24 protein-coding genes and 1 riboswitch are annotated in these 25943 nt (G+C 68.3%); of the genes, 10 read left to right on the forward strand and 14 right to left on the reverse strand.

Going from position 1 to position 25943, the window contains the following annotated elements:
- Nucleotides 1-110: 110 nt before the first annotated feature.
- The 3 genes from J8I33_RS24995 to J8I33_RS25005 form a co-directional block, all read right to left on the reverse strand.
- Nucleotides 111-1157 (reverse strand): PhoH family protein, encoded by a 1047-nt coding sequence (locus tag J8I33_RS24995; protein ID WP_050014641.1) that lies wholly within the window; start codon nt 1155-1157, stop codon nt 111-113.
- A gap of 33 nt (nt 1158-1190) precedes the next feature.
- Nucleotides 1191-2564: a tRNA (N6-isopentenyl adenosine(37)-C2)-methylthiotransferase MiaB gene (gene miaB, locus J8I33_RS25000; protein ID WP_050014637.1), complete on the reverse strand. Its 1374-nt coding sequence runs from the start codon at nt 2562-2564 to the stop codon at nt 1191-1193.
- Between the two features lie 214 nt (nt 2565-2778).
- A complete protein-coding gene (locus tag J8I33_RS25005) occupies nt 2779-3711 on the reverse strand; it encodes a LysR family transcriptional regulator (RefSeq protein WP_050014635.1) in 933 nt (310 codons plus the stop codon).
- A gap of 147 nt (nt 3712-3858) precedes the next feature.
- Between J8I33_RS25005 and J8I33_RS25010 the strand changes: the two genes are divergently transcribed.
- The 3 genes from J8I33_RS25010 (at nt 3859) to ribB (ending at nt 7095) form a co-directional block, all read left to right on the forward strand.
- Nucleotides 3859-5034 (forward strand): MFS transporter, encoded by a 1176-nt coding sequence (locus J8I33_RS25010; protein ID WP_209939354.1) that lies wholly within the window; start codon nt 3859-3861, stop codon nt 5032-5034.
- 218 nt (nt 5035-5252) lie between these two features.
- A complete protein-coding gene (locus J8I33_RS25015; protein ID WP_050014630.1) occupies nt 5253-5939 on the forward strand; it encodes an XRE family transcriptional regulator in 687 nt (228 codons plus the stop codon).
- Between the two features lie 178 nt (nt 5940-6117).
- Nucleotides 6118-6266, forward strand: a riboswitch (FMN riboswitch).
- 118 nt (nt 6267-6384) lie between these two features.
- Nucleotides 6385-7095 (forward strand): 3,4-dihydroxy-2-butanone-4-phosphate synthase, encoded by a 711-nt coding sequence (ribB, locus tag J8I33_RS25020; protein WP_050014629.1) that lies wholly within the window; start codon nt 6385-6387, stop codon nt 7093-7095.
- 72 nt (nt 7096-7167) lie between these two features.
- Here the strand turns inward: ribB and J8I33_RS25025 are convergent, their stop codons facing one another.
- The 5 genes from J8I33_RS25025 to J8I33_RS25045 form a co-directional block, all read right to left on the reverse strand.
- Complete coding sequence (locus J8I33_RS25025; protein ID WP_209939355.1) at nt 7168-7854, reverse strand: HAD-IA family hydrolase; 687 nt, start codon at nt 7852-7854, stop codon at nt 7168-7170.
- Nucleotides 7855-8042: 188 nt separating this feature from the next.
- Nucleotides 8043-9029, reverse strand: a complete 987-nt coding sequence (gene iolG / locus J8I33_RS25030) for an inositol 2-dehydrogenase (RefSeq protein WP_209939356.1) — start codon at nt 9027-9029, stop codon at nt 8043-8045.
- Between the two features lie 38 nt (nt 9030-9067).
- Nucleotides 9068-9895: a TIM barrel protein gene (locus J8I33_RS25035; protein ID WP_209939357.1), complete on the reverse strand. Its 828-nt coding sequence runs from the start codon at nt 9893-9895 to the stop codon at nt 9068-9070.
- Nucleotides 9892-10947 carry a xylose isomerase gene (locus tag J8I33_RS25040; RefSeq protein ID WP_209939358.1) on the reverse strand — a complete coding sequence of 352 codons (1056 nt, stop codon included), beginning with the start codon at nt 10945-10947 and terminating at the stop codon, nt 9892-9894. Before J8I33_RS25040 ends, J8I33_RS25035 begins: the two co-directional genes overlap by 4 nt.
- 143 nt (nt 10948-11090) lie before the next feature.
- Nucleotides 11091-12155: a LacI family DNA-binding transcriptional regulator gene (locus tag J8I33_RS25045; RefSeq protein ID WP_209939359.1), complete on the reverse strand. Its 1065-nt coding sequence runs from the start codon at nt 12153-12155 to the stop codon at nt 11091-11093.
- 173 nt (nt 12156-12328) lie between these two features.
- On the opposite strand from J8I33_RS25045, the gene J8I33_RS25050 reads away from it, so the two are divergent.
- Genes J8I33_RS25050 through J8I33_RS25060 form a run of 3 tightly spaced genes read left to right on the forward strand, consistent with a single transcriptional unit; the run spans nt 12329 to nt 15009 of the window.
- Nucleotides 12329-13411, forward strand: coding sequence for a fatty acid desaturase family protein (locus J8I33_RS25050; RefSeq protein ID WP_185722658.1), 1083 nt, complete (start codon nt 12329-12331; stop codon nt 13409-13411).
- Nucleotides 13412-13445: 34 nt separating this feature from the next.
- Complete coding sequence (locus J8I33_RS25055) at nt 13446-13754, forward strand: non-heme iron oxygenase ferredoxin subunit (RefSeq protein ID WP_011546150.1); 309 nt, start codon at nt 13446-13448, stop codon at nt 13752-13754.
- Nucleotides 13755-13758: 4 nt separating this feature from the next.
- Nucleotides 13759-15009 carry an FAD-dependent oxidoreductase gene (locus tag J8I33_RS25060; RefSeq protein WP_209939360.1) on the forward strand — a complete coding sequence of 417 codons (1251 nt, stop codon included), beginning with the start codon at nt 13759-13761 and terminating at the stop codon, nt 15007-15009.
- 60 nt (nt 15010-15069) lie between these two features.
- Here J8I33_RS25060 and J8I33_RS25065 read toward each other — a convergent pair whose 3' ends face one another.
- The 3 genes from J8I33_RS25065 to glpD form a co-directional block, all read right to left on the reverse strand.
- The gene (locus J8I33_RS25065) at nt 15070-15786 is read right to left on the reverse strand and encodes an MIP/aquaporin family protein (protein ID WP_050014615.1); all 717 of its coding nucleotides are present in this window, start codon (nt 15784-15786) and stop codon (nt 15070-15072) included.
- A gap of 80 nt (nt 15787-15866) precedes the next feature.
- Nucleotides 15867-17369, reverse strand: a complete 1503-nt coding sequence (gene glpK, locus J8I33_RS25070; RefSeq protein ID WP_050014613.1) for a glycerol kinase GlpK — start codon at nt 17367-17369, stop codon at nt 15867-15869.
- Between the two features lie 111 nt (nt 17370-17480).
- The gene (glpD, locus tag J8I33_RS25075; protein WP_050014611.1) at nt 17481-19004 is read right to left on the reverse strand and encodes a glycerol-3-phosphate dehydrogenase; all 1524 of its coding nucleotides are present in this window, start codon (nt 19002-19004) and stop codon (nt 17481-17483) included.
- Nucleotides 19005-19166: 162 nt separating this feature from the next.
- On the opposite strand from glpD, the gene J8I33_RS25080 reads away from it, so the two are divergent.
- A complete protein-coding gene (locus tag J8I33_RS25080) occupies nt 19167-19535 on the forward strand; it encodes a hypothetical protein (protein WP_209939361.1) in 369 nt (122 codons plus the stop codon).
- Nucleotides 19536-19626: 91 nt separating this feature from the next.
- Here J8I33_RS25080 and J8I33_RS25085 read toward each other — a convergent pair whose 3' ends face one another.
- Nucleotides 19627-19824: a hypothetical protein gene (locus J8I33_RS25085; protein WP_050014609.1), complete on the reverse strand. Its 198-nt coding sequence runs from the start codon at nt 19822-19824 to the stop codon at nt 19627-19629.
- A gap of 300 nt (nt 19825-20124) precedes the next feature.
- Entirely contained in the window at nt 20125-20904 is a 780-nt protein-coding gene (locus J8I33_RS25090; protein WP_034208319.1) for a DeoR/GlpR family DNA-binding transcription regulator, read from the reverse strand.
- Nucleotides 20905-21115: 211 nt separating this feature from the next.
- Here J8I33_RS25090 and J8I33_RS25095 point away from each other — a divergent pair, with 211 nt between their 5' ends.
- From J8I33_RS25095 to J8I33_RS25105, 3 genes are all read left to right on the forward strand, one after another.
- Nucleotides 21116-22756, forward strand: a complete 1641-nt coding sequence (locus tag J8I33_RS25095) for a gamma-glutamyltransferase family protein (RefSeq protein ID WP_209939362.1) — start codon at nt 21116-21118, stop codon at nt 22754-22756.
- A 326-nt stretch (nt 22757-23082) separates the two neighbouring features.
- Nucleotides 23083-23910 carry a ferritin-like domain-containing protein gene (locus J8I33_RS25100; protein ID WP_011546143.1) on the forward strand — a complete coding sequence of 276 codons (828 nt, stop codon included), beginning with the start codon at nt 23083-23085 and terminating at the stop codon, nt 23908-23910.
- A gap of 70 nt (nt 23911-23980) precedes the next feature.
- The gene (locus J8I33_RS25105; protein ID WP_050014605.1) at nt 23981-24487 is read left to right on the forward strand and encodes a hypothetical protein; all 507 of its coding nucleotides are present in this window, start codon (nt 23981-23983) and stop codon (nt 24485-24487) included.
- On the opposite strand, the gene J8I33_RS25110 is transcribed toward J8I33_RS25105, so the two are convergent.
- The gene (locus J8I33_RS25110) at nt 24481-25926 is read right to left on the reverse strand and encodes a DEAD/DEAH box helicase (RefSeq protein ID WP_050014604.1); all 1446 of its coding nucleotides are present in this window, start codon (nt 25924-25926) and stop codon (nt 24481-24483) included. The two genes, J8I33_RS25105 and J8I33_RS25110, sit on opposite strands and share 7 nt — an antisense overlap.
- Nucleotides 25927-25943 lie beyond the last annotated feature (17 nt).

Below are 25943 nucleotides of genomic sequence, written 5' to 3' on the forward strand. Positions count from 1 at the left end.
TACACCAAACGGCCGATCGCGCCCGAATTCGGACCGGGCGGCGCCCGGGCAAAAGAAAGCCCGGCGCGCCGTCTGGCGGGCCGGGCCGGGCAGCGCTCGGGCGCCGCCGCTCAGCCGTCCTGGTGCTGCGCGTGGAACTCGTCGTACGCCTCGACGATGCGTGCGACGAGCGGATGGCGCACGACGTCCGCGCTCGTGAAGCGCGTAAGCGCGATGCCGCGCACGCCGCCGAGCACTTGCTGCGCCTCGACGAGGCCGCTCTTGTGGCCGCGCGGCAGGTCGACCTGGCTCGTGTCGCCGGTCACGACCGCCTTCGAGCCGAAGCCGATCCGCGTGAGGAACATCTTCATCTGCTCGGGCGTGGTGTTCTGCGCCTCGTCGAGGATGATGAACGCGTGGTTCAGCGTGCGGCCGCGCATGTACGCGAGCGGCGCGATCTCGATCATCTGGCGCTCGAACATCTTGGCCGTCTTGTCGAAGCCGAGCAGGTCGTACAGCGCGTCGTACAGCGGCCGCAGGTACGGGTCGACCTTCTGCGCGAGATCGCCCGGCAGGAAGCCGAGCCGCTCGCCGGCCTCGACGGCCGGGCGCGTCAGCACGATCCGCTTGACCTGGTCGCGCTCGAGCGCGTCGACCGCGCACGCGACCGCGAGGTAGGTCTTGCCGGTGCCGGCCGGCCCGATGCCGAACGTCACGTCGTGCTGCAGGATCTGCTTCAGGTATTCGCGCTGCGCGGGCGTGCGGCCGCGCAGGTCGGCGCGCCGCGTGTAGAGCTTCGGCCCCGGCTCTTCCTCCGGTTCGCTGGCGTCGAGCTGCGCGACGGGCTCGTCGAACGGATGATCGGGGTCGCCGCGAAAGCGCACGTCGAGCGTGTCCTGGCGGCCGTTGCCGGCCGTGTGGCGCACTTCGACCAGCGCAAGCTGGATGTCGTCGACCGACAGCGGATCGCGCGCGCGGTTGTAGAAGTTTTCGAGCGCGGCGAGCGCGAGCTTGGCGCCGCGCCCGCGGATCGTGATCCGGTGGCCGCGCCGCGCGAGCGTGACGTCGAGCGCCTGTTCGATCTGCCGCAGGTTCTCGTCGAGCGGGCCGCAGAGGTTGGCGAGGCGCGCGTTGTCGTCGCGCGGGGCGGTGAATTCCAGTGCTTGGACGGTCTTCAAAGTAGCGTCGGGCTCCTGTCGGGCGTCGGTCGGTCAGTGGGTGGCCGCGCTCGCGTCGTCGCTGACGAGCACGAGCTCGCCGCGCAGCGAGTGCGGGTACGCATGGTTGATCTTCACGTCGATCATCTGGCCGATCAGGCGCGGGTGCGACGCGAGCGGCGCCGGGAAATTCACCACACGGTTGTTCTCGGTGCGGCCCGCGAGCTCGTTCGGGTCCTTGCGCGACGGGCCCTCGACGAGGATCCGCTCGACCTTCCCGACCATCGACTGGCTGATGCGCGCGACGTTCTCCTCGATCGTCGCCTGCAGATGTTGCAGGCGTTTGAGCTTCACTTCGCGCGGCGTGTCGTCGGCGAGGTTCGCGGCCGGCGTGCCGGGGCGCGGGCTGTAGATGAACGAGAAGCTCGTGTCGTAGCGCATCTCGTGCACGAGCGCCATCATCTTGTCGAAATCGTCCTCGGTCTCGCCGGGGAAGCCGACGATCATGTCGGTCGACAGCGACAGGTCCGGGCGGATCGCGCGCAGCTTGCGGATCACCGACTTGTATTCGAGCACCGTATAGCCGCGCTTCATCGCCATCAGGATGCGGTCGGAGCCGTGCTGCACCGGCAGGTGCAGGTGGCTCACGAGCTTCGGCACCTTCGCGTACGTGTCGATCAGGCGCTGCGTGAATTCCTTCGGGTGCGACGTCGTGTAGCGGATCCGCTCGATGCCGGGGATGTCGGCGACGTATTCGATCAGCGTCGCGAAATCGGCGATGTCGGACGAGCCGGCGGTCAGTGCGCCACGATAAGCGTTCACGTTCTGGCCGAGCAGCGTGACTTCGCGCACGCCCTGGTCGGCGAGGCCGGCCACTTCGGTCAGCACGTCGTCGAGCGGGCGCGACACTTCATCGCCGCGCGTGTACGGCACCACGCAGTAGCTGCAGTATTTCGAGCAGCCTTCCATGATCGACACGAACGCGCTCGGTCCCTCGACGCGCGCGGGCGGCAAGTGATCGAACTTCTCGATTTCGGGGAACGTGATGTCGACCTGCGCGCGGCCGCTCGCGCGGCGCGCGTCGATCATCTGCGGCAGGCGGTGCAGCGTTTGCGGGCCGAACACGAGGTCGACGTACGGCGCGCGCGACACGATCGACGCGCCTTCCTGGCTCGCGACGCAGCCGCCGACGCCGATCAAGAGGCCCGGCTTCGCTTCCTTCAGCTCGCGCACGCGGCCGAGATCGGAAAACACCTTTTCCTGCGCCTTTTCGCGCACCGAGCAGGTGTTGAACAGGATGATGTCCGCGTCTTCCGGCGTGTCGGTCTTTTCGAGGCCTTCGGCCGCATTGAGCACGTCCACCATCTTGTCCGAGTCGTACTCGTTCATCTGGCAGCCGAAGGTCTTTACGTAAACTTTCTTGGTCATGGGGATTCGCCGTTCGCAGTGGTTGACCTGGGGGCGTCGTCAAGGGTGAATCGGGACGGCCGTGCGCGGCACGCGAATGGCGCGCATCGGACAGGAAAGGCCGTCGGGAAAGCCTTCCATTATAGCTTTTCATGCCACGACGGACGGGCGGCCGGTTGCGGGCGCGCGACGCCGGTTTTCACGTTCCGACCCCGGAGTGGTGGCGCGGCGGCCGTCAGCGGCACGCGTTCAGCAGGTCGTCGAGCGCGGCTTCCTCGCGCGCGAAGCGCTCGGCGAGAAAATCGAGCAGCACGCGCACGCGCGGCGCCATGTAGCGCTTGCTGTGATAGATCGCGTGCAGCGGCGCGTCCTGGTGCCGCCAGTCGGGCAGCAGCACGCGCAGCCGGCCCGCGCGGACGTCGTCGGCGATGTCCCACAGCGACTTCAGCGCAATGCCGTGGCCGCGCAGTGTCCATTCGCGGGTGAGGCCGCCATCGTTGGTCTCGAATGCGGTCGACACCGGCACCGTGTGAACCTGCACTTCGTCGCCGCGCGTGAAGTGCCAGGTGTTCATCGGGCCGGACGCGATCGTGATCACGTTGCACGGAAAGCGGGCCAGATCGTGCGGATCGGCCGGCACGCCATGGCGTTCGACGAACGACGGCGCCGCGCACAGCACGCGCCGGTTGGTCGCGAGCCGGCGGGCGATCAGCGCGCCGTCGGGCGGCGCGGCGAAGCGGATCGCGAGGTCGATCTCGTCCTGCCACAGGTTCGACGACGAATCGGACGCCGTCAGCGAGAACGTGACGCCCGGATGCAGCGTCGTGAATTCGTGGAGCCAGTCGAGCAACTGGTGGCGGCCGAAATCGGACGTCGACGACAGCCGCACCTTGCCGCTCACGACGTTGCGGCCTTCCTGCAGCATCGCGTCCGCGTCGTCGAGCGCCTGCAGCGCCTGGCGGCAGCAGTTCAGGTACAGCTTGCCTTCGTCGGTGAGCCGCAATTGCCGTGTCGAGCGTTCGAACAGGCGCGTCGCGATCTTTGCCTCGAGCTTCGCGAGCCGCGCGCTCGCGGCGGCTGGCGTGAGGTTCAGCTTGCGCCCGGCGGCGGACAGGCTGCCGAGTTCGGCAGCCTCGACGAACAGCCGGATGTCGCCTAGTCGGTCCATGCGATTTTCCAGAAATATTTGAAAATGGTTCAAATGCCACGCCAATTATCAAATATAGGCGTCTTCGGGACAATGCGCGCACATCCCGCTTTCTTGTGCGGTGCGGCACCGACCGGGCGCCGCAGCCGCCGTCTTCCGGAGAACGTCATGCCCATTCCGCTCCTGGCGCTCGCGATCAGCGCCTTCGCCATCGGCACCACCGAATTCATCATCATGGGCCTCTTGCCCGAAGTCGCGCACGACCTCGCCGTGTCGCTGCCGTCGGCCGGCCTGCTCGTCACCGGCTACGCGCTCGGCGTCGCGGTCGGCGCGCCGCTGCTCGCGGTGCTGACGAGCCGCATGCCGCGCAAGGCCGCGCTGCAACTGCTGATGGCGATCTTCATCGTCGGCAACGTGCTGTGCGCGACCGCGTCCGGCTACGCGATGCTGATGGTCGCGCGCGTCGTCACGTCGTTCGCGCACGGGTCGTTCTTCGGCATCGGCGCGGTGGTCGCCGCGTCGCTCGTGCCGGCCGACAAGCGCGCGAGCGCGATCGCGCTGATGTTCACCGGGCTCACGTTGTCGAACGTGCTCGGCGTGCCGTTCGGCACGTTCGTCGGCCAGTTGCTCGGCTGGCGTGCATCGTTCTGGATCGTCGCCGCGCTCGGCGTGCTGGCGCTCGGCGGCGTGGCCGCGCTGGTGCCGAACCGCCACGACAGCGGGCCGGTCGGCCTCGGCCACGAAGTGCGCGTGCTGAAGGAGCCGCAGGTGTGGCTCGCGCTGCTGATGACCGTGCTCGGCTTCGGCGGCGTGTTCGTCGTGTTCACGTACATCGCGCCGATTCTCGAGACCGTGTCGGGCTACTCGCCGCGCGCGGTCGCGCTGATCCTCGTGCTGTTCGGCGCGGGGCTGACGATCGGCAACACGATCGGCGGCAAGCTCGCCGACCGCGCGCTGATGCCGTCGCTGATCGCGATCCTCGTCGCGCTGATGGCCGTGATGGCCGTGTTCGCGAAGACGAGCCACCTGCCGGTCGCGGCGGCCGTCACCGTATTCGTCTGGGGGATCGCCGCGTTCGCGACGGTGCCGCCGCTGCAGGCGCGCGTGGTCGAGAAGGCCGCGAGCGCGCCGCATCTCGCGTCGACGCTGAACATCGGCGCGTTCAACGTCGGCAATGCGGGCGGGGCGTGGCTCGGCGGCGTCGCGCTGGAACACGGCTTCGCGCTCGATGCGCTGCCGTGGGTCGCGGTCGCGGTGACGTTCGCGGCGCTGGTCGTCACGTGGCTCGCGATGCGGCTCGATGCGCGCGGGCCGGCGCGCGGCGCGGCGCCCGCGGCACCGTGAGCGTCGCCACGGCGCGCCGCGCGGCGACGCCATAGCGGCAGGAAAAGGTTCGCGAGAAACGCATTCCTCCGCGATGCTGATAACGGTGTGAAGATAACTTCGTTTGCCCGTACCAGGCCGGGTGATAGCGTCTCGATACGCGCCAACGACCGGCGCAACCCGATTCCGATTCCGGCTTACCCCTACGCAGGGCCGCGCAGCGGCCCGGAGGCCATGCTATGTCTTCATCCCTGGCGCTCGTGCGCGACGTGTCTTCCTTCGAGTCCGGCAATGCCGCCGACGGACGCGGCGCCGCGTCGCTCGACGCCCTCGAACAGGTCGTCGGCGTGAACCTCGCGCGCTTGCGCGCCGAGCGGCAACTGTCGCTCGATGCGCTCGCGCGGCTGTCCGGCGTGTCGCGCGCGATGCTCGCGCAGATCGAATCCGCGCGCAGCGTGCCGTCGATCAAGGTGCTGTGCAAGATCGCCGCGGCGCTGAAGGTGTCGGTCGCCGCGTTCCTGCGGCGCCATGCGGTGAACGGTTTCGAGCATCTGGCGGCCGAGCGCGCGTCGCGCGTCGTCAGCTCGAACGGCCGTTTCTCGGCACGTGCGCTGTATCCGGAAGGCGAGCCGGCCGCGGCCGAATTCCACGAGCTGCGGATCGCGCCGCTGCATACCGAGCCCGGCGCGCGCCGCGCGCCCGGCACGACGGTCAACCTCGTCGTCAGCGAAGGCACGCTCGAAGTGAGCGTGCACGACCGCCGCCAGTTGCTCGCGACCGGCGACGCGATCGTGTTCGATGCCGACCAGCCGTACAGCCTGCGCAACCCGGGCGACAGCGAAGCGCGAGCGTTCCGCGTGACGGTGAGCCCGGAGGTGCCGCCGCGCTGGCTCGTGCCCGACGCGGCGCACGCGGCGGTCAACTGATCGCGCAGGCGGCGCGGCGCGGCTGCGCTCCGCGCTTTTCGCAGGATCGTGGCTCCGTCCGCCGGCCGTTCGGACGATGCCGTTAGACGGGGTCGTCAGTAAGGTTTTACGCTGCGCGTCGCGCGCGGCTGTTGTATGCTTGGCCCGCCGATGACGGGGTGTTCCCGTCCGGCAATCAGTGCGTCTTCAGGGCGGGGCGAAATTCCCCACCGGCGGTAGGCTGGCGTAAGCCGGCGAGCCCGCGAGCGCCCGCGCATGCGCGCGGGGTCAGCAGATCTGGTCGAATGCCAGAGCCGACGGTCACAGTCCGGATGAGAGAAGATGTGCAGATAGTCATGTCCGTCAGGGCCGCTTCGCGCTGCACGCGAAGCGGGTTGTCGTTCTGTCTGTTTGCAATGCCCTGAAACGTTTTTCGCCCAAATCGTATTTGCGAGGAGCGTTTCACATGTCCTTGATGTCCGTTTCGTCGGCGCCTGCCGACGCCTTTGCCGATCTCCCGTTGCTGGATGCCGAACCGGTGCCGCCGCGCATTGCCGCCGCGCTCGACGCGATGCGCGCAGGTCGCGCGGTCGTGCTGCAGGACGACCACGACCGCGAAAACGAAGCCGACCTGATCGTCGCCGCCGAGCGCATCACGCCCGAAACGATGGCGCTGCTGATCCGCGAGTGCAGCGGCATCGTGTGCCTGTGCCTGACCGACGACACGGTGCGCGCGCTCGAACTGCCGCCGATGGTGCAGACCAACGAAAGCCGCAACGGCACCGCGTTCACCGTATCGATCGAGGCGCGCGAAGGCGTGCATACCGGCGTGTCGGCCGCCGATCGCGTGACGACGATCCGCGCGGCGATCGCCGACGGCGCGAAGCCGCACGACATCGTGCGCCCCGGCCACGTGTTTCCGTTGCGTGCGCAACCGGGCGGCGTGCTGGCGCGCCGCGGTCACACCGAAGGCACGGTCGACCTGTCGATCCTCGCGGGCCTGAAGCCGGCCGGCGTGCTGTGCGAGCTGATGAATCCGGACGGTACGATGACGCGCGGCGACGATGTCGAGCGCTTCGCGCAACGGCACGGGCTGCCGATGCTGACGATCGCGGAACTCGTCGCGTTTCGCGAGGCGCTGGCGGCGGCGCGCGAACGCTGCTGCGAGCCGGCCTGAGTGGAAGGAAAGGCGGGCGCGTTCGCGCGCCCGTGGCGCGGCCGGATCGACCCGATCCGGCCCGACTGACGATCAGGACTGCACGTCGCCGAATTCGCCGCGCATGCCGGCTTCGACGAGCGCCGGCAGTTCGTCCATCCTGCGCATGATCCGCGTGATGCCCATCGCGCGCAGCGCGTCCGCGTAGTTGTCGGGGATGTGGCTCGCGCCGACGAACGCGATCGTCTTCATCCCGGCCGCCCGCGCGGCATTCAATCCCGAGATGCTGTCCTCGACGACGACGCAGCGCGCCGGCGCGACGCCGAGTGATTGCGCCGCGTGCAGGTAGACGTCGGGGTAGGGCTTCGGCCGCGCGACCTGTTCGGAACTGAATACCCGCTCGCCGAAGATCTCGGTGAGCGACGCGCGCTTCAGCGAGCTGCGCACGCGCACGAGCCGGCTGTTCGACACGACGGCGGCCGGCAGCGTGACCTTCAGCAGCGCGTCGCGCACGCCGCTGATCGGCGCGAGCGATTGCGCGAGCGCGATTTCGATGTTGTGCTCGATGGTCTCGATGAAGTTGGCGGGCATTTCGACCCCGAAGCGGGCTTCGATGCCGGTGAGGAAACGCGACGTCTGCTGGCCGAATGCCGACTTCGCGGCGGCTTCGAAATCGAGGTTCGGGAACGTGGCGGACAGCGTGTCGAGCAGCACGCGGTCGGCGATGACTTCGCTGTCGACGAGCACGCCGTCGCAGTCGCAGATGAGGTGATCGAGCATGGTGATGAAAACGCGGAATATCGGCGACGCCGATCGATTCGCCATCATACGTGCTTTCACGCGCCGGCCGCGCGACGTGGCGGCACATTTGCCCGATGCGGCCGTGCCGTTGCGGCCGGTCGTGCCGGAGTGCCGCCGGCCATGCGGCAGCGGCAACCCGTTTGCGCGGGTCGCCGCCGTTCACGGCGTCACAGCGCGATCACGCGCCCCGTTTTCCACGACGCCATCGCGGCTTCGGCCAGTTCGAGCGCGGCGAGTCCGTCGTCGATCGTCGTCCTGACCGGCGCGCCGTCGCGCAACGCGTCGACGAAGTGCGCGATCTCGGCCGCGTACGCATGCCGGTAGCGTTCGAGGAAGAACGGCTCCGGCACGTCCGTCGCGATGCCGCCCGCGAGCCATGCGCTCACCTCGGTCGGCCGCACGTTGCCGGCCTGCAGCATTCCGTGGCTGCCGAGCAGCTCGAAGCGCTGGTCGTAGCCGTAGGCCGCACGCCGCGACGTGTTGATCTGGCACAGCAACCCGCGCCGCGTGCGGATCGTCACCGCGGTCGAATCGATGTCGCCCGCGTCGTGCACGGCCGGATCGGTCAGGCAGCTGCCGGTCGCATGCAGCGTCTGCGCTTCGTCGCCGAGGATCCAGCGGAACACGTCGAAGTCGTGGATCAGCATGTCCTTGAAAATGCCGCCCGAGCGGCGAATGTAGTCGACCGGCGGCGCGCCCGGATCGCGGCTCGTGACGACCAGCATTTCCGGCGCGCCGATCTCGCCGCGCTCGACGCGCGCCTTCAGCGCCGCGAAGGTCGGGTCGAAGCGGCGCTGGAAGCCGATCATGCAGGTCACGCCGGCGCGCCGCACGACATTCGCGCACGCACGCGCGCGTTCGACGGTGAGGTCGACCGGCTTCTCGCAGAACACCGCCTTGCCGGCGTTCGCGGCGGCGACGATGAGGTCCGCGTGCGTGTCGGTGCTCGACGCGATCACGACCGCCTTTACCGACGCGTCGCCGAGCGCGCGCTCGATGTCGGCGACTTGCGCGCCGTGCGTGCCGGCGAGCGCTTGCGCCGACGGCGCGTGCCGGTCGATCACGTATTTCAGTTTCGCGCCCGGCTGGCGCGCGAGATTCGCCGCGTGGATCTTGCCGATGCGGCCCGCGCCGAACAAAGCGAATTCGATCATTCCGTTCTCCCGTGGATTGTGTCGTCTTGCCGATGCGCTCAGCGATCCGCCAGTTCGCCGCGCACGTAGTCGATGCTCGCCCGCAACCGGTCTTCGATGTCGTCGGCTTCGGCGATCTCGCTCGCGAACGGCTCGAACGACAGCGCACCGCTGTAGCCGCGCGCGAGCAGTTCGCGCAGTTGCCGGATGTTGCCGAGCCGGTCCGCGCCGCCGACCAGCACGCGGTGGCCGTCGCGCATCCGGTCGACCGGCAGCTCGGCCTCCTCGACGCCCGAGATGTGCACGAGGCCCGTCAGGTTCGGGAAGACGATGTCCTCGCCGGCGAGGTGATGGTGGAACGTGTCGTGCACGAGCCGGAACACCGGCTCGCCCGCTGCCGCGTAGATGCCCTTCACCGCGTCCGACTTGCGGCGCAGCGCGCATTCCTCGAAGCCGAGCGGCTCGATGAAGCCGAGCAGGCCGCGGGTGTCGAGGATCGGCTTCAACGCCTGCAGCGCCGTCACGAGATCCGCGTGGCGGGCGTCCGCGCCGCGCGTGTCGGCGCGGCTGTTGGTCGGGCACAGCACCAGCGCACGCGCGCCGCATCGCGCCGCGTAGTCGGCCAGCACGGTCGCCTCGTCCGCGCGCTCGGCGTTCCATTGATCGAAGCGCTGCAGCGCGTTGATCGTCAGGATCGTCACGCCGCCGGCTTCGGCCGTCGCGCGGACGGCGGCGGCCGGCGTGCCGTCGGCGAGCTCGACGCCGTCGAGATCGTTGCGGATCTCGATCGTGTCGACGCCGAGGCGCCGGCACAGCGCGACGTAGCGGTCGAGCGGCAAGCGCGGCGCGCTCATCCGGTTCAGCGAAAAGTGGAGGGCGTGCTTCATCGTTCTGTCCTTGAGGCGTGAGTGGGGCAGGGTTCGGATTCGGTGCCGGCTCGCGCGGCGAGTGTGTGCCACGTATCGCGCAGCCATTGCGCACACGCGACGTTGTTGTCGAAGATCGAATAGCGTGCGCCGCCGCCGTAGTCGGGAAACGGGATGAACTCGCAACTGATCTGTTCGAGCCGTGCCGGCTGCACGTGAGCGTGAACCTGCATCTGCGCCTGCAGCAATTGGCGCAGCGCGGCCTTCCACGTGTCGAGCGCGTCCACGCGCCATTCGCCGTGATACGCGCCCGGCGCGGGTGCGACGAACGGGTACTGGATGCCGCGGCCGGGCTTGCCATCCGCGCGGCGCATCCAGCGGTTGTCGGGGTTGTTCGGGCTCACGCTGCGCGCATGCGCATGCCGGACCCAGCCGCGCGCGATCCAGTCCGCGTAGATCGCGGTGGGCGACGCCGGGTCGAGCATCGCGCGGCCGCCGTCGACCGGTTCGCGCAGCCCCGCTGCGTCGAGCTCGGCGCGGTTGCCGAGCTTGAACAGCAGATGCGAATGATCGAGCGTGATCCGGAACGGCGCGCCGGCCTGCTCGACGTGCCGCGCGACGCGCGCCACGCGCGCGAAATCCTCGCTCCACATGTCGACGTGCACTTCGAGGCTCGGCAGGCAGCCGACCGGCTCGCCCCATGCATAGGCGCGCAGGTAGAAATCGGCGACTTCGCGATCCGACAGCCGATGGCCGTCCGCGTGATGCGCGAACAGCTGGCCGTTGAGCACCGTGCTGCCGAAGCGTGCGCCCGCCGCGACGATCTCGGCGACATGCGCTTCGTCGCGACCCGCGCACCAGATGCCGCCGATCACGCGAATCGGCAGCGCGTGGCGGTCGACCAGCGCGAAATACGGCGACAGGTCCTCGCCGCGCGCCGGATTCTTTTCGATGTAATCGAACACGCCGGCAGCGGCGACCTTCCGGAAGCGCTCGGCGGGCGTGGGCGGCGGCAGCCCGTCGTGTTCGAGCACGCCGTCGAGGTTCACGCCGATGAGGATCGGTTCAGCCATCGTCTCCTGTCCGTTGTCGTCTATCGATGGCTGTCCAATGTACGGATGCGCGGCGCGGGCCGCATGACAAACGTTGACGAAAAATCGCCAATGCCGCGGTCGATTTTTTCGCCGTGCGCAGACGGTGCGTCGCACGGCGCGATTCATGCCTGCAGGTATGCGCTCGTCCTTACGTTCGCCAGGCAGAACACGCGGAATTCGACGGGGTCGTCCGGCGGCGACTGTTCGACGATGCCGCACGCATGCAGCACGTGCTGCAGCGCGGAAATCGCCTGTCCGTCCGGATCCTGGTCGATCGCGAGATCCATCGCGCCGGCTTCGATGAAGGTGCGGTGCAGGTCGATCATCTCGTGGCCGATCCACACCACGCGCCCGAGCGCGCCGGCCTTGCGCAGCGCCGCTTCGATGCCGGCCGAACCGGCGCCACTGTTGTAGATCGCGACCACGTCGTCGTGCGCCTGCAGCGCCCTCGTCACCGCGCGATAGCAGCGGTCGTCCTGGTCGAGCGTCTCGACCGGCGCGTCGTCGCAGCGCACGGCGGCGAACGCGTCGGCGAGCTGATCGCGGCAGCCGGCCATCCGGTCGGCGTGCGCGCGGTAGCCCATGCGCCCGCCGAGCAGCAGCACGCGGCCGGGGCGTGCCGCGAGGCGGCCGATGTAGTAGCCGGCCGTGCGCCCCGCGCGGTAGTTGTCGATGCCGGCGAAGTGTGCGCGTTCGATGCCGCCGATATCGGTGACCATCGTGACGACGGTCTCGCCACGCGCGATCGCGCCGGCCAGCGCATCTCGCATGCGGGCCGTGTCGTGCGCGGTGACGATCAGCGCCGCGCGCCGGTACGCGGGCCGTTCGATCAGCGTCGCGGCACGCTCGTCATCCGCGGCGGGCAGGATCGTCCGGTGCACGACCACGCGCCGGTCGAGCATCTGCAGCGAACGCTGCAGCGCCTGCTGCAATCGTCGGAAGAACGGCGCGTCGGTGTCGGGCAGCAGCACGTCGACGTGGATCAGCCCGTGCCGCGTGTCGGGCAGCTGGCGCGGCACGCCGAGCTGGCGAGCGGCCGCCACCACGCGTTCGCGCGCCTGCGCGGAGACGCTGCCGCGCTCGTTCAGCACGCGATCGACGGTCGTCGTGCTGACGCCGGCGAGCGCCGCGATCTCGTCGAAGCGTGCGGTGCGCTTGCGCCAGCGCGGCTCCGATTCACCTGCCATGGTCGTCTCCATCGTGAGGGTCGCCATCGACCGCGTGGCGTTGTCGGGAACGCTAAAGCGATGGCGAAATTTCGTCAACGTTTCGATTGAGGCGGGGCGACCGGTCGCCTAATTTCGGTCTTATGCGAAGCGTTTGCCGCGCTTCCCGCGCACAAGACCCCCAGGAGACAGACGTGGCCCATACCGACGACCCGGCACGCGAACGCACGGCGGCGCGCCGTCAGGCATACCGAATGATTGGCGGCGCCGGCGATCGCGCGGCGGCCGCCGGGCTCGTCAACGCCGCGTGGTACCGATGCGCGGTGCCGCGACCGCTGATGAAGCAACTGATGCAGCGCGGCGATGCGCGTGCGATTCGCGACACGCTGATCTGGTACGCGGCGATTGCGCTCAGCGGCGCGCTCGCGTGGCTGGCGTGGCGTGCGCATTCGGCATGGGCGATCCCGGCGTTCTTCGTGTACGGCACGCTGTACTGCAGCCCGGCCGATTCGCGCTGGCACGAATGCGGGCACGGCACCGCGTTCCGCACGCGCTGGATGAACGACGCGCTGTACCAGGTCGCGTCGTTCCAGGTGTTCCGCCGCGCGACTGCCTGGCGCTGGAGCCATGCGCGCCATCACACCGATACGCTGGTCGTCGGGCGCGACCCGGAAATCGCCGCGCCGAAGCCGACCGACTGGCTCGCGCTCGCGCTGAACGTCGTCGCGCTGAAGCACGTGGCCGGCGAGCTGCGCAAGATGATCGCGGTGTCGTTCACGGGCCGGCTCGACGACGAGGAGCGCACCTACGTGCCCGAATCGGAATGGCCGAAGGTCGTGCGCGAGTCGCGCATCCATCTCGCGATCTACGCACTCGTGACGGGCGCCGCGGTCTACTGGCGCACGATCCTGCCGCTGCTCTACATCGGGCTGCCGAGCCTCTACGGCGCGTGGCTGTACCTGTACTTCGGCCTCACGCAGCACGCCGGCATGCCCGAGAACGTGCTCGATCACCGGCGCAACTGCCGGACCGTGATGATGAATCCGGTGTTTCGCTTCCTGTACTGGAACATGAACTATCACGTCGAGCACCACATGTTCCCGATGGTGCCGTTCCATGCGCTGCCGAAGCTGCACGACGCCGTGAAGGCCGACATGCCGCCGCCGTACCGCAGCACGCTGGCCGCATATGCGGAGATCGTGCCGGCGCTGATCCGGCAGACGCGCGATCCGTCCGATTACGTCGTGCGGCCGGTGCCGGATGCCACGCGTGCATGACCGTTATCGAACCTGCCAACGAAGGAGACACACCATGACGCAATGGATCGACACCGGCGCGCTCGACGACATCGACGACGAAGATGTCGCGCGCTTCGATCATGCTGGCCGCACGTACGCGATCTACCGGATCGACGGCGAGGTGTATGCGAGCGACGGCCTGTGCACGCACGAGCAGGTGCATCTCGCGGACGGGCTCGTGATGGATCACGTGATCGAATGCCCGAAGCACAACGGCCGCTTCGACGTGCGCGACGGCCGGCCGCTGTCGGCGCCCGCGTGCGAGAAGCTGCGCACGTACCGCGCGAAGATCGAAGACGGCCGCATCCTGATCGAGGTATGACGCGATGATGAGCGACCGGGTGATGGCGATCGTCGGCGCGGGCCATGCGGGCGGCCGCGCGGCGCAGGTGTTGCGCGCGTGCGGCTGGCGCGGGCGCATCGTGCTGATCGGCGCGGAGCCGCATCCGCCGTACGAGCGGCCGCCGTTGTCGAAGGGCGTGCTGACGGGCGAGCGCAGCGCGGCGCAATGCCGGTTGCGCGAGGCGCAAGCCTGGGCGGCCGATCGCATCGAGCGGGTCGTCGCGACCGTCGAGCGCATCGATCCGGATGCACGCGAAGTGCGCGTGTCCGGCGGGCACGTGTTCGGCTACGACGCGCTGCTGCTGGCCACCGGCGGCCGTGCGCGCCGCCTGGCCATCCGCGGCGCGGCGCTCGACGGCGTAGTCGCGTTGCGCACGCTCGACGATGCGGCCGCGCTCGGCGCGCGGCTCGTGCCCGACGCGCGGATCGTGTTGATCGGCGGCGGCTTCATCGGTCTCGAAGTCGCGGCGTCGGCGCGACGGCGCGGCTGCCGCGTGACCGTGCTCGATGCGGCGCCGCGGCTGCTCGGTCGCGCGGTGCCGGAAGCCATTGCGACGCGCGTGCATGCGCTGCACGACGAGCAGGGCGTGGCGATTCGTCTGAACCGGACGCCGATTGCGATCGAGCGAACCGCGGGCGGGGCGCTGGCCGTCGTGCTCGACGACGGCGACACGCTGCTCGCCGACACGGTCGTGGCCGGCATCGGCATCGAACCGGCCGACGAACTGGCGCGCGACGCGGGCCTCGCGGTCGAGCGCGGAATCGTCGTGAACGCGCGGCTCGAGACGTCGGCGCGCGGCATCTACGCGGCCGGCGACGTCGCGGTGTTTCCGAGCGCGTTATCGGGATTGCCGATTCGACAGGAGACGTGGCACGGCGCCGATACGCAGGCGCACGTCGCCGCCCGCAACATGCTCGGCGCGAACGAACCGTATCGCGACATACCGTGGTTCTGGTCCGATCAATACGATGCGCAGTTGCAGGTGGCCGGGGAGCCGGCGCTCGGCACGCAGTCGGTCGCGCGCGTGCTCGGCGACGACGCGGAAATTCATTTCCATTTCGATGCGGGCGCACGGCTCGTCGCGGCGAGCGGTTTCGGCCGTGCAGCGGGATTCGTGAAGGAAATGCGCGTCGCGAGGATGCTGGTCGAACGCCGGATCGACGTGACGCCGGCCGCGGTCGCGGACGTCGCGGTGAAGCTGAAATCGCTGATGGCGGCCGTGAATGACCGGTAGACGAAAAGAAGGGAGTGAAGCGCGCGGCAGCGCACGCCGCGCGCTTCGTCCACACCGCGATCAGGCCATCGCGTGCAGGCGCAGATACAGGCCGGCCGCCGCGGCGCCGCCGAGCAGCGGGCCGATTACCGGCACCCACGCATAGCGCCAGTCGCTGTCGCGCTTGCCCGGGATCGGCAGCAGCGCATGCATGATGCGCGGCGACAGGTCGCGCGCGGGGCTCATCGCATAGCCGGTCGGGCCGCCGAGCGAGATGCCGATGCCGAGCACCAGCAGGCCGACGGGCAGCGCGTCGAGTGCGCCGAGGCCGACTTGCGGCGACGCGAGATACAGCACGCCGAGAATCAGCACGAACGTGCAGATCGCTTCGGTCAGCACGTTGTGTGTGGTGCTGCGGATCGCCGGCGCCGTGCAGAACACCGCGAGCTTCAGGTCCGCATCGGCTTCCTTCGCGAAGTGCTGGCGATACGCGAGCCACACGAGCAGCGCGCCCGCCATCCCGCCGAGCATCTGCGCGAGCACGTAGCCGCCGACTTTCGACCATGCGAACTTGCCCGCGAGCGCGAGGCTGATCGTGACGATCGGATTCAGGTGCGCGCCGCTGAACGACGCGGTCACGTAGACCGCGACGAATACCGCCATCGCCCAGCCCATCACGATCACGATCAGGTCCGCGCCTTTGCCCTTGGTTTTTGCCAGCAGCACGTTTGCGACCGCGCCGTTGCCGAGCAGCACGAGGATCGCGGTGCCGATGAATTCTGCAATATAAGGTGACATGATTGTCTCTCGAAGTCACGGCGGACTCGCGCGCTGCGCGGTCCGCCGGTGTTGTTGTATGTCGTTTGAAGTCGTTCGGATTACTGGGTGTCGTCGGCCCATGCCTTCGCGGCGCGTACCGCGCGCTGCCAGCCGGCCATGCGCTGTTCGACCTGCTCCTTCGGCATCGACGGTGCGAAGCGGCGATCGAGCTGCCACTGGTCGCGCACTTCATCGAGGTTCTTCCAGTAGCCGATCGCGAGGCCCGCGAGATAGGCCGCGCCGAGCGCGGTCGTCTCGGTGATTTGCGGGCGCACCGCGTCGACGCCGAGCAGGTCGGCCTGGAACTGCATCAGCAGGTCGTTCGCGCTCGCGCCGCCGTCCACCCGCAGCTCGCCGATGCTGATGCCCGAGTCGGCTTCCATCGCGGCCAGCACGTCGAGCGACTGGTACGCGATCGCATCGAGCGCCGCGCGCGCGAGGTGCGCGGCGGTCGTGCCGCGCGTGACGCCGAACACCGAGCCGCGCGCCCGCGCGTTCCAGTGCGGCGCGCCGAGGCCGGCGAACGCGGGCACGAGGTAGACGCCGTCGGTATGCGGCACGCTCGCGGCGAGCGCTTCGATTTCGGCGGCCGTCTTGATGAGGCCGACGCCGTCGCGCAGCCACTGCACGACCGCACCCGCGATGAAGATGCTGCCTTCGAGCGCGTACTGCACGTCGTCGCCGATCTGCCACGCGATCGTCGTGACGAGGTTGTTCTTCGACTCGATCGGCTTGTCGCCGGTGTTCATCATCAGGAAGCAGCCGGTGCCGTAGGTGTTCTTCACCATGCCCGACGTCGTGCACATCTGGCCGAACAGCGCCGCGTGCTGGTCGCCGGCGATACCCGCGAGCGGGATCTTCGACGCGAACACGGTGGTCTTCGTGTGGCCGTAGATCTCCGACGACGCCTTCACTTCCGGCAGCATGCTGCGCGGAATGTCGAGCAGTTCGAGCAGTTCGCTGTCCCACTCGCGCGTGTGGATGTTGAACAGCATCGTGCGCGACGCGTTGGTCACGTCGGTCACGTGCAGTTCGTGCTTCGTGAAGTTCCACACGAGCCAGCTGTCGACGGTGCCGAACGCGAGCTTGCCTTGGCGCGCCTTGTCGCGCGCGCCCGGCACGTTGTCGAGGATCCAGCGGATCTTCGTCGCGGAGAAGTACGAGTCGATCGGCAGGCCGGTCTTCGCGCGCACCTTCGCTTCGAGCCCTTGCTTCTTCAGCGAGTCGCAGAAGTCGGCCGTGCGGCGATCCTGCCAGACGATCGCGTTGTAGACGGGCTGGCCCGTCTCGCGATCCCAGACGATCGTCGTCTCGCGCTGGTTGGTGATGCCGATCGCGGCGATCGACGTGCCGTTCAGGCCCGTGCGCGTGACGGCTTCTGCGGCGACGCCGGCTTGCGTCGACCAGATTTCCTGCGGGTCGTGCTCGACCCAGCCGGGTTGCGGGTAAATCTGTTCGAATTCCTTCTGGGCGATCGATACGATGTTGCCCTGGCGATCGAACAGCATCGCGCGGGAACTCGTGGTGCCCTGGTCAAGCGCGAGGATGTACTGGTCCTGCATGTCTCTCATCTCCATCCGTGGATTGGCTTAGTTGTGATGCGCGCCGCATGTGGGCGGCGCGTCGGTGAATCAACGTCGGTCAGGCAACGGCAACTGCAACTTGCATTCGAATCAGGCGTGCGGCGCATGCGCGGCGGCGAACCACGCGTCGACCGCGGCGGTCACGGCGTCCAGCGTGCCGGGCGCGACGTGCAGGCCCAGCTTCGAGCGGCGCCACAGCACGTCCTGTGCGCAGGTCGCCCATTCGGCGTCGCGCAGATAGCGCAGTTCGGCGTCGTGGATGCCCGGTGCGATTTCGGCGCCGAGGTCGGCGAGCGAGGTCGCGCCGTCGACCACGCGCTCCGCACGCGTGCCGTACGCGCGCGCATAGCGGCGCGCGAGCGCGGCGGGCAGCCACGGATGGCGTTTCGCGAACGCGCTGGCGAACCCGTCGAATTTCGCGTCGGCGATATCGCCGCCCGGCAACGCGACGCCGGCCGTCCAGGTCTTCGCGTCGCGGCCGAGCGCGCGGCACAGCATGTCGCCGGCTTCTTCCGCGAGCTTGCGGAACGTCGTGATCTTGCCGCCGAACACCGACAGCAGCGGGGCGCCCGCGCCGTCGTCGAGTTCGAGGCGATAGTCGCGCGTGACGGCCGACGCGTTCGCCGCGTTCTCGTCTTCCAGCAGCGGGCGCACGCCCGAATAGGTCCAGTGCACGTCGGCCGGCGAGATCTTGCGCTTGAAGTAGCGGTTGATCGAATCGCACAGATATTGCGTCTCGTCGCGATCGATCGCGACCTTCGCGGGATCGTTCGTGTATTCGACGTCGGTCGTGCCGATCAGCGTGAAGTCGTGCTCGTACGGAATCGCGAAGATGATCCGCTTGTCCGGATTCTGGAAGATGTACGCGTGATCGTGATCGAACAGGCGGCGCGTGATGATGTGGCTGCCCTTCACGAGCCGCACGCTGTGATGCGCGCCGCGGCCGAGCGCGCCGTGCAGCACGTCGCCGACCCACGGGCCGGCCGCGTTCGCGATCGCGCGCGCCTGCACGACGCGGATCGAACCGTCGGCGTGCTGGAGCCGCGCTTCCCATTCGTCGCCGCGGCGTTCGGCGGACACGAGCTTCGTGCGCGTGAGGATCTCGGCGCCGCGCTCCTTCGCGTCCATCGCGTTCAGCACGACGAGGCGGGCATCGTCGACCCAGCCGTCGGAATACACGAAGCCGCGCTTGATCGAGTCGATCAGCGGCGCGCCGGCCGCATGGCGGCGCATGTCGATGCCGCGCGAGCCGGGCAGCAGTTCGCGTTTCGCGAGGTGATCGTAGAGGAACAGGCCGATGCGGATCAGCCAGGCCGGGCGCAGGTTCGGCATGTGCGGCATTACGAAGCGCAGCGGCCACATGATGTGCGGCGCCGCGCGCAGCAGCGTTTCGCGCTCCTGCAACGCCTTGCGCACCAGTCCGAACTCGTTGTACTCGAGGTAACGCAGGCCGCCGTGAATCAGCTTCGTGCTGGACGACGACGTATGCGACGCGAGGTCGTCCTGCTCGCAGAGCATGACCGACAGGCCGCGGCCGGCCGCATCGCGCGCGATCCCCGCGCCGTTGATGCCGCCGCCGACGACGAGCAGATCGTAGCGATTCGGTTGGGTCACCTGCTGTCCTTATCGTCTGTTGAAATAGGGCGAACATGAAATGTTCGAATTCGAAATTTAACGAACGAAATCGAAAAAGTAAAGTTCGATAAAGCGGGGCCAGTAGCGCGCGACACGATCCCGGACGATACTGGCGAAATCGACCGTTTCGCGAGGTGAATCATGCGTATTGGGATGTGGGCCGGCGTGTGCGCCATCCTTCTGGCGGGGTGCGGCGCGGGTACGCCGCCGCTCGCCGGCAACTGGCGCGCGCCGTCGTTCGTCGACCTGCAGACGTCGTGCGGCGGCGCCGCGCGCGACTGGGGCGCGGACGCGCAGCCGGTCTATTCGACGCTGTACGACGTGTACGTCGCGAAACGGTATCGTGGGCTGACCGAAGCGAACTATTGTGCGTTCGTAAACGAACTTTCGACCCACTATGTGGCGCCTGACGCGGCGGCGCGCGCGGGCTGGATCGCGTATTTCAACGGAGCGCGCGCGCAGGCCATCAGCTGGCGGGCGGCGGTCGATCCGACGCTGCGCGGCGGTTGAAGCCGGCGGCGACGAACGGGCGGGGAGGCGGAAACGACCGCGCGGCCGGATGCCGGCCGCGCGATCAGGTCAAGGTCGGGAACAGCGGGGCTTACGAATAGCGGTACTTGACGGATCGCAGCGTGGCGTCGCCAGTCTCGGTCACGCAGTATCTGCGCCCCGAGCCGAGCCCTTCCAGGCGGACGAGCTGTTGTTCGAGCAGGATGTCCAGTTCATCCCGATCCATGTCGCGCTGATCAGGCGCGTCCTTCACAAGCAAGAGCGTGGCGAATTCATGCGGACTCAGCATCGTTCTCTCCATGGCAATCGGACTGCCCGCGCGGCCGGCGCATACGCCGACGCGCGATACCCCGCGGGGTATGGCTTGGGGGGAAAGCTGTATTCGCCGGCCCTGCAGTTCGCACCGCCCTGGCACAGGCGGATCGGCGAACGGGCCGGGGAACTGGAGTCTAGTCGAGCGCACACGCAACGACAAATCGTGCCCCGTTAATTTTCCGTTTGACAGAAGGGCATGCCGCAAGCGGTTCGTGCGCGGCGCCAACTTCTTGATTTCACTTGAAGTTTCAGGTGCGGTGCAGCATCGCAACCGTCATTCCGCGACGTACACCTGGGTGCCGGCGGCGGCCACCGTATCGGCCATGTCGGGCGGCAGCGGCTTGTCGGTGAAGAGCGCGTGCACCTGGCTCAGATGGCCCTGGCGCACGAGCGCCGGGCGGCCGACCTTCGAATGATCGGTGACGAGGTACACCGTGCGCGCATGCTGCATGATCGCCTCGGCGACGCGCACCTCGCGCGTGTCGAAATCGCGCAGCGTGCCGTCGGCCTCGATCGCCGACGTGCCGATGATCGCGTAGTCGACCTTGAACTGCCGGATGAAGTCGATCGCGAGTTCGCCCACGATGCCCTTGTCCCACGGCCGCACGATGCCGCCCGTGATCAGCACCTCGCAGTCGGGGTAGCCGCTCATCATCGACGCGACGTTCAGGTTGTTCGTGATCACGTGCAGCCCGTGATGGCGGTTCAGCGCGCGCGCGACTTCCTCGGTCGTCGTGCCGAGGTTGATGAACAGCGACGCCTGGTCGGGGATGTGCGACGCCGCGAGCGCCGCGATGCGCCGCTTCTCGTCGTGGAACATCCGCTGGCGCGCGGTGTACGACACGTTCTCCGAGCTGGTCGGCAGGCTCGCGCCACCGTGATAGCGGCGCAGCAGGTTCAGGTCGGCAAGCCAGTTCACGTCGCGGCGGATCGTCTGCGGCGTGACCGCGAAGTGTGCGGCGAGATCGTCGACGGTCACGAAGCCGTCGCGCTGCACCCATTCGAGCAATTCCTGCTGGCGCGCGTTGAGGGTGAGGCGGGGATCTCGGGTCATGGCTCGATGGTCGTGTCGTGAGACGGAGCGGGTATTGTAAGGGCGGCAACGGCGTTCGGCCGGCCTGCCGGACATCGGCGCGCATGATTCATGCGGGAATGGCATGGATTCATGTGACAAATGAATTTGTGCGATCAGGCCGATCGCGCTGCAATGGCGGATTGCCCGTTCGCACGGGCCCGTTCATTCAGCTTTCGACGAGGTGGTCTCGATGAGTGGCTTCAACTGGCACAACCCGTATCCGTCGACCCGTATTCCGGTGTTCGCGCGCAACGTCGTGTCGACGTCGCATCCGCTGGCCGCGCAGGCCGGGCTGCGGATGCTGTGGAAGGGCGGCAACGCGGTCGATGCGGCGCTGGCCGCGGCCGCCGCGATCACGGTCGTCGAGCCCGTGTCGTGCGGGCTCGGCGGCGATGCGTTCGCGCTCGTATGGGATGGCGACCGACTGTCGGGGCTCAACGCATCGGGCGTCGCGCCGGCCGCATGGAACGTCGACTACTTCCGCAAGCGTCACGGCGAGGACGCGCGCGGCAACGCGAACAAGCCGACCCGCGGCTGGGACACCGTCACCGTGCCGGGCGTGATCGCGGGCTGGGAAGCGCTGCACGCGAAGTTCGGTTCACTGCCGTTCGCGGACCTGCTCGAGCCGGCGATCGAGATCGCGGAGCGCGGCTTTTCGGTGCCGCCGATCGTCGCGCACAAGTGGGCGGCGGCCGTCCCCGAACTGCAGGGCCTGCCCGGTTTCGCGGACACCTTCATGCCGCGCGGCCGCGCGCCGCTCGTCGGCGAACGCGTGTGCCTGCCCGGTCATGCGCAGACGCTGCGCACGCTCGCGAAGGACGGCGCGCGGGCGTTCTACGAAGGCGCGCTCGCCGAGCGTATCGCCGCGTTCGCGCGCGAAGGCGGCGGCGCGCTGACCGCAGCCGACCTGCGCGCGTACCGGCCGGAATGGGTCGAGCCGATCGGCAAGCGCTTCGGCCGTCACACGATTCACGAGATCCCGCCGAACGGGCAGGGCATCGCCGCGCTGATCGCGCTCGGCATCGCCGAGCAGGCGGGCGTGACCGAGTGCCCGGTCGACTCGGTCGATTCGCAGCATCTGCAGATCGAGGCGATGAAGCTGGCGTTCGCCGACGTCTATCGCTACGTCGCCGATCCGCGCGCGATGGACGTCACGCCCGAACAGATGCTCGACGATGCGCATCTCGCCGAACGCGCGAAGCTGATCGATCGCGCGCGTGCGACGCACTTCGCCGCCGGCCGTCCGCATTCGGGCGGCACGATCTACCTGTCGGCGGCCGACGAGCGCGGGATGATGGTGAGCTTCATCCAGTCGAACTACATGGGCTTCGGCTCGGGGCTCGTCGTGCCCGGCGCCGGCATTGCGCTGCAGAACCGCGGGCACGGCTTCTCGATGGACCCGGCTTCGCCGAACGTCGTCGGGGGCGGCAAGCGGCCGTTCCACACGATCATCCCGGCGTTCGTTACCGAGGAAGCCAATGGCCGCACCGAGGCCGTGATGAGCTTCGGCGTGATGGGCGGCGACATGCAGCCGCAGGGCCATCTGCAGACCGTCGTGCGGATGCTCGGCTATGGCCAGCAGCCGCAGGCCGCGTGTTGCGCGCCGCGCTGGAAGGTCAATCGCGACTTCACGCTCGACGTCGAGGCGACGATGAACCGCGCGACGGTCGACGCGCTGGCCGCCCGCGGCCATACGATCCAGTCGATCGACGATCCTTACATGGATTTCGGTTCGGGGCAGTTCGTGTGGCGCCTCGATCCCGACGATCCCGAGCGCGGCTACGTGGCCGCGAGCGACAGCCGGCGCGACGGGCTCGCGGCCGGTTTCTGACGGATCGCTTCCGGCTTTCTTTGCAGTTGTCCAGCATTACGGGCGGCCCGGCGGCCGCCCGTTTCGTTTGATGCGGCGGATCTCGTCGACCGCGCGCAAGCGGTTTGAAGGACTCGTCTAACGAACGGCAACAGACGCCGTGGAACTGCGCCTGTCGGGTATGGTCAGTGCTCTGGAGCACGAACTTCAAAGTCCGGCTAAGATGCCAGGATGGTTCGGCCGGACCGACTCACTATAAACGCAAGTAAAACGCCGCCTGCGGATCGGCTGGCGCCTGTGCCCCAGGCATGGGCCGGCCTCCGCGCGACGACTGGGAGCGCACTACCATGGACACCAAAACGACGCATGTGATGCCGTGGCGTATCGAGGACATCGACCTGAACCGGATCGATCGTCAGCGTGCCGCCGCGAACGAGGATCTGCTACTGCTGCTGTGCGCGTCGTCGTTCATCGAAAGCGGCTCGGATCTCTATACGAGCAATCTGAGCGAATTCTTCAATGACGATCCGGAAGTCTCCGCATGGCTCAACAATGCATGGGAGCCCGAAGAATTGCAGCACGGCCGCGCGCTGAAGGCGTATATCGCGCACGTGTGGCCCGAGTTCGACTGGGATACGGCCTTCGCGAATTTCTTCGCAGAGTATTCGAAGACGTGCTCGGTCGAGGCATTCGAAAAAACCCGCGCGCTCGAAATGGTCGCGCGCTGCGTCGTCGAGACGGGCACGGCCACGCTCTATCGCGCGATCAACGAATGCTCGGACGAGCCGGTGCTGAAGGAAATCACCGACAACATCCGCACGGACGAAGTGCGTCACTACAAGCACTTCTTCAAGTTCTTCAAGAAGTACAACCAGGTCGAAGGCAACGGCCGGCTCGCGGTGCTCGGTGCGCTTGCGCGCCGCGTGATGGAAATCAAGAACGAGGATTCCGAGATCGCGCTGCGCCACGTGTTCGCGATCCGCTATCCGGACCGCGTCGGCGACAGCCAGTACAACCGCGAGCGCGCCGCGCGCATCAATTCGCTGGTCCGGCGCAACCTGTCGGCCGACATGTGCGTGAAGATGCTGCTCAAGCCGCTCGACCTGCCCGCGAAGATCCAGCCGGGCGTCCACTATCCGCTCACGAAGATCACGCGGCACGTTTTCCTGCGCTGATCGCCGCGGGGCGGCCCGTCGCGCGTATGCTGGCGCATCCTCATCCGATCCGCAGCCGGGCCACGCCATCATGACCGATACCCATCGCCACGCACTCGAACAATGGACGTTCGATGCGTGGCCGTCCGCCGTCGTGTCGCTGTTCGACGGCACCGCGCTCGAGCGTCATGCCGACGTCGCCGCGTCGCTGATCGTCGCGACCGACGACGGCCAGTTGCGCACGACGCTGCTCGGCGTCGGCGAAATCTACGCACACGATGCGCGCACGCTGCTGATCGCGCTCTGGCCGCAGTCGCGGGCGGCGCGCGCGATCGCGCAACGGCGCACGGCCGCGTTGACGCTGGTCGCGGACGGCGCGTTTTTTCAGGCGCAACTGGAGATGAGGCCGCTCGAAGGGGACTTCGGCGGACTGGCCGGATTCGCTGCGACGATCGCGCACGGCGATGCGCAGCGGGTCGGCTATGCGCGTCTCGCGACAGGCGTCACGTTCACGCTGGAAGGGGAGCGCGCCGCGGTGCTCGCACGCTGGCAACGCCAGATCGAGCACCTGCGGCGCGCGGCCGCGCGGCTTCAGTGACCGCGCTGGCCGCTGCGCGACGAACGGTTGCGGTTCGGATGCGCGGCGTTGCCGCTTGCCGGGCGGGCGCCGTTGGCGCCGCCTGCCGGACGTCCGCCGCTATTGCCAGCGGCGCCGCCTTGCGTGCGCGGCTTCGCGGTCTTCTGCTGCGATGCCTTCGGTTGCGCGTTGCCGTCGCGTTTCGCGGCCGGCTGGCCTGAGCCGCCGGCACGCGGCTGGCGATTGCCGCCGCCACCGCCGCCGCCGCGCGGTTGCTGCTGGCCGCGGCGTTGCTGGATCGGCTCCGGCTTCGCGTTCGGATCGGGTTCGAAGCCCGCGATCACTTCCTGCGGGATCTCGCGCTTGATCAGCCGCTCGATGTCGCGCAGCAGTTGCTTCTCGTCGACGCACACGAGCGACACGGCTTCGCCGGTCGCGCCCGCGCGGCCCGTGCGGCCGATCCGGTGCACGTAATCCTCGGGCACGTTCGGCAGGTCGAAGTTGACGACGTGCGGCAACTGGTCGATGTCGATCCCGCGCGCGGCGATATCGGTCGCGACGAGCACCTGCAGCGTGCTGTTCTTGAACTCGGCCAGCGCGCGCGTACGCGCCGACTGGCTCTTGTTGCCGTGGATCGCCATCGCGCTGATGCCGTCCTTCGTCAACTGCTCGGCAAGCCGGTTCGCGCCGTGCTTGGTGCGCGTGAACACGAGCACCTGGAACCAGTTGTGTTCGCGGATCAGGTGCGTGAGCAGCTCGCGCTTGCGGTCGCGGTCGACCGGGTGGATCTTCTGCGCGACGCTCTCGGCGGTCGTGTTGCGGCGGGCGACCTCGATCAGCGCGGGCGAATCGAGCAGGCTGTCGGCGAGCGCCTTGATTTCATCGGAGAAGGTGGCCGAGAACAGCAGGTTCTGGCGCTGCGGCGGCAGCTTCGCGAGCACGCGCTTGATGTCGTGGATGAAGCCCATGTCGAGCATCCGGTCGGCTTCGTCGAGCACGAGGATGTCGAGATCCGACAGGTCGATGGTCTTCTGCTGCATGTGGTCGAGCAGGCGCCCCGGCGTCGCGACGACGATGTCGACGCCGCGCTTGAGCGCATCGATCTGCGGATTGATGCTGACGCCGCCGAACATCACGGTCGAGCGCAGCTTCAGGTACTTGCTGTATGCGCGCACGCTTTCCTCGACCTGGGCGGCGAGTTCGCGCGTCGGCGTGAGGATCAGCGCGCGCACCGCACGCTTCGCGCCACGGTGCTCCGCGTAGAACGTATGCAGGCGTTGCAGGATCGGCAGCGTGAAGCCGGCGGTCTTGCCGGTGCCGGTTTGTGCGCCGGCGAGCAGGTCGCCGCCGCCGAGGACGGCCGGGATCGCCTGCTGCTGGATCGGGGTCGGCGACGTGTAGCCGAGCTCGTTGACCGCCTTGACCAGCGGTTCGGCCAGGCCGAGAGATTCGAAAGACATAGATACCACTCTTGAGT

The sequence above is a fragment of the Burkholderia sp. AcTa6-5 genome, from assembly GCF_017815075.1.
Lineage (GTDB): Bacteria > Pseudomonadota > Gammaproteobacteria > Burkholderiales > Burkholderiaceae > Burkholderia > Burkholderia sola.

Excerpts from the sequence above, each read along its gene's own strand:
- J8I33_RS25105 (WP_050014605.1), top strand. The coding sequence starts at position 23,981 with ATGACCGATACCCATCGCCACGCACTCGAACAATGGACGTTCGATGCG.
- J8I33_RS25015 (WP_050014630.1), top strand. The coding sequence starts at position 5,253 with ATGTCTTCATCCCTGGCGCTCGTGCGCGACGTGTCTTCCTTCGAGTCC.
- J8I33_RS25055 (WP_011546150.1), top strand. The coding sequence starts at position 13,446 with ATGACGCAATGGATCGACACCGGCGCGCTCGACGACATCGACGACGAA.
- J8I33_RS25025 (WP_209939355.1), bottom strand. The coding sequence starts at position 7,854 with ATGCTCGATCACCTCATCTGCGACTGCGACGGCGTGCTCGTCGACAGC.
- J8I33_RS25045 (WP_209939359.1), bottom strand. The coding sequence starts at position 12,155 with ATGGCAGGTGAATCGGAGCCGCGCTGGCGCAAGCGCACCGCACGCTTC.
- J8I33_RS25085 (WP_050014609.1), bottom strand. The coding sequence starts at position 19,824 with ATGCTGAGTCCGCATGAATTCGCCACGCTCTTGCTTGTGAAGGACGCG.
- J8I33_RS25100 (WP_011546143.1), top strand. The coding sequence starts at position 23,083 with ATGGACACCAAAACGACGCATGTGATGCCGTGGCGTATCGAGGACATC.
- miaB (WP_050014637.1), bottom strand. The coding sequence starts at position 2,564 with ATGACCAAGAAAGTTTACGTAAAGACCTTCGGCTGCCAGATGAACGAG.
- J8I33_RS25095 (WP_209939362.1), top strand. The coding sequence starts at position 21,116 with ATGAGTGGCTTCAACTGGCACAACCCGTATCCGTCGACCCGTATTCCG.
- J8I33_RS25010 (WP_209939354.1), top strand. The coding sequence starts at position 3,859 with ATGCCCATTCCGCTCCTGGCGCTCGCGATCAGCGCCTTCGCCATCGGC.
- glpK (WP_050014613.1), bottom strand. The coding sequence starts at position 17,369 with ATGCAGGACCAGTACATCCTCGCGCTTGACCAGGGCACCACGAGTTCC.
- J8I33_RS25080 (WP_209939361.1), top strand. The coding sequence starts at position 19,167 with ATGCGTATTGGGATGTGGGCCGGCGTGTGCGCCATCCTTCTGGCGGGG.
- J8I33_RS25005 (WP_050014635.1), bottom strand. The coding sequence starts at position 3,711 with ATGGACCGACTAGGCGACATCCGGCTGTTCGTCGAGGCTGCCGAACTC.
- ribB (WP_050014629.1), top strand. The coding sequence starts at position 6,385 with ATGTCCTTGATGTCCGTTTCGTCGGCGCCTGCCGACGCCTTTGCCGAT.
- J8I33_RS25060 (WP_209939360.1), top strand. The coding sequence starts at position 13,759 with ATGATGAGCGACCGGGTGATGGCGATCGTCGGCGCGGGCCATGCGGGC.
- J8I33_RS25110 (WP_050014604.1), bottom strand. The coding sequence starts at position 25,926 with ATGTCTTTCGAATCTCTCGGCCTGGCCGAACCGCTGGTCAAGGCGGTC.
- J8I33_RS25035 (WP_209939357.1), bottom strand. The coding sequence starts at position 9,895 with ATGAAGCACGCCCTCCACTTTTCGCTGAACCGGATGAGCGCGCCGCGC.
- J8I33_RS25090 (WP_034208319.1), bottom strand. The coding sequence starts at position 20,904 with ATGACCCGAGATCCCCGCCTCACCCTCAACGCGCGCCAGCAGGAATTG.
- iolG (WP_209939356.1), bottom strand. The coding sequence starts at position 9,029 with ATGATCGAATTCGCTTTGTTCGGCGCGGGCCGCATCGGCAAGATCCAC.
- J8I33_RS25065 (WP_050014615.1), bottom strand. The coding sequence starts at position 15,786 with ATGTCACCTTATATTGCAGAATTCATCGGCACCGCGATCCTCGTGCTG.
- J8I33_RS25040 (WP_209939358.1), bottom strand. The coding sequence starts at position 10,947 with ATGGCTGAACCGATCCTCATCGGCGTGAACCTCGACGGCGTGCTCGAA.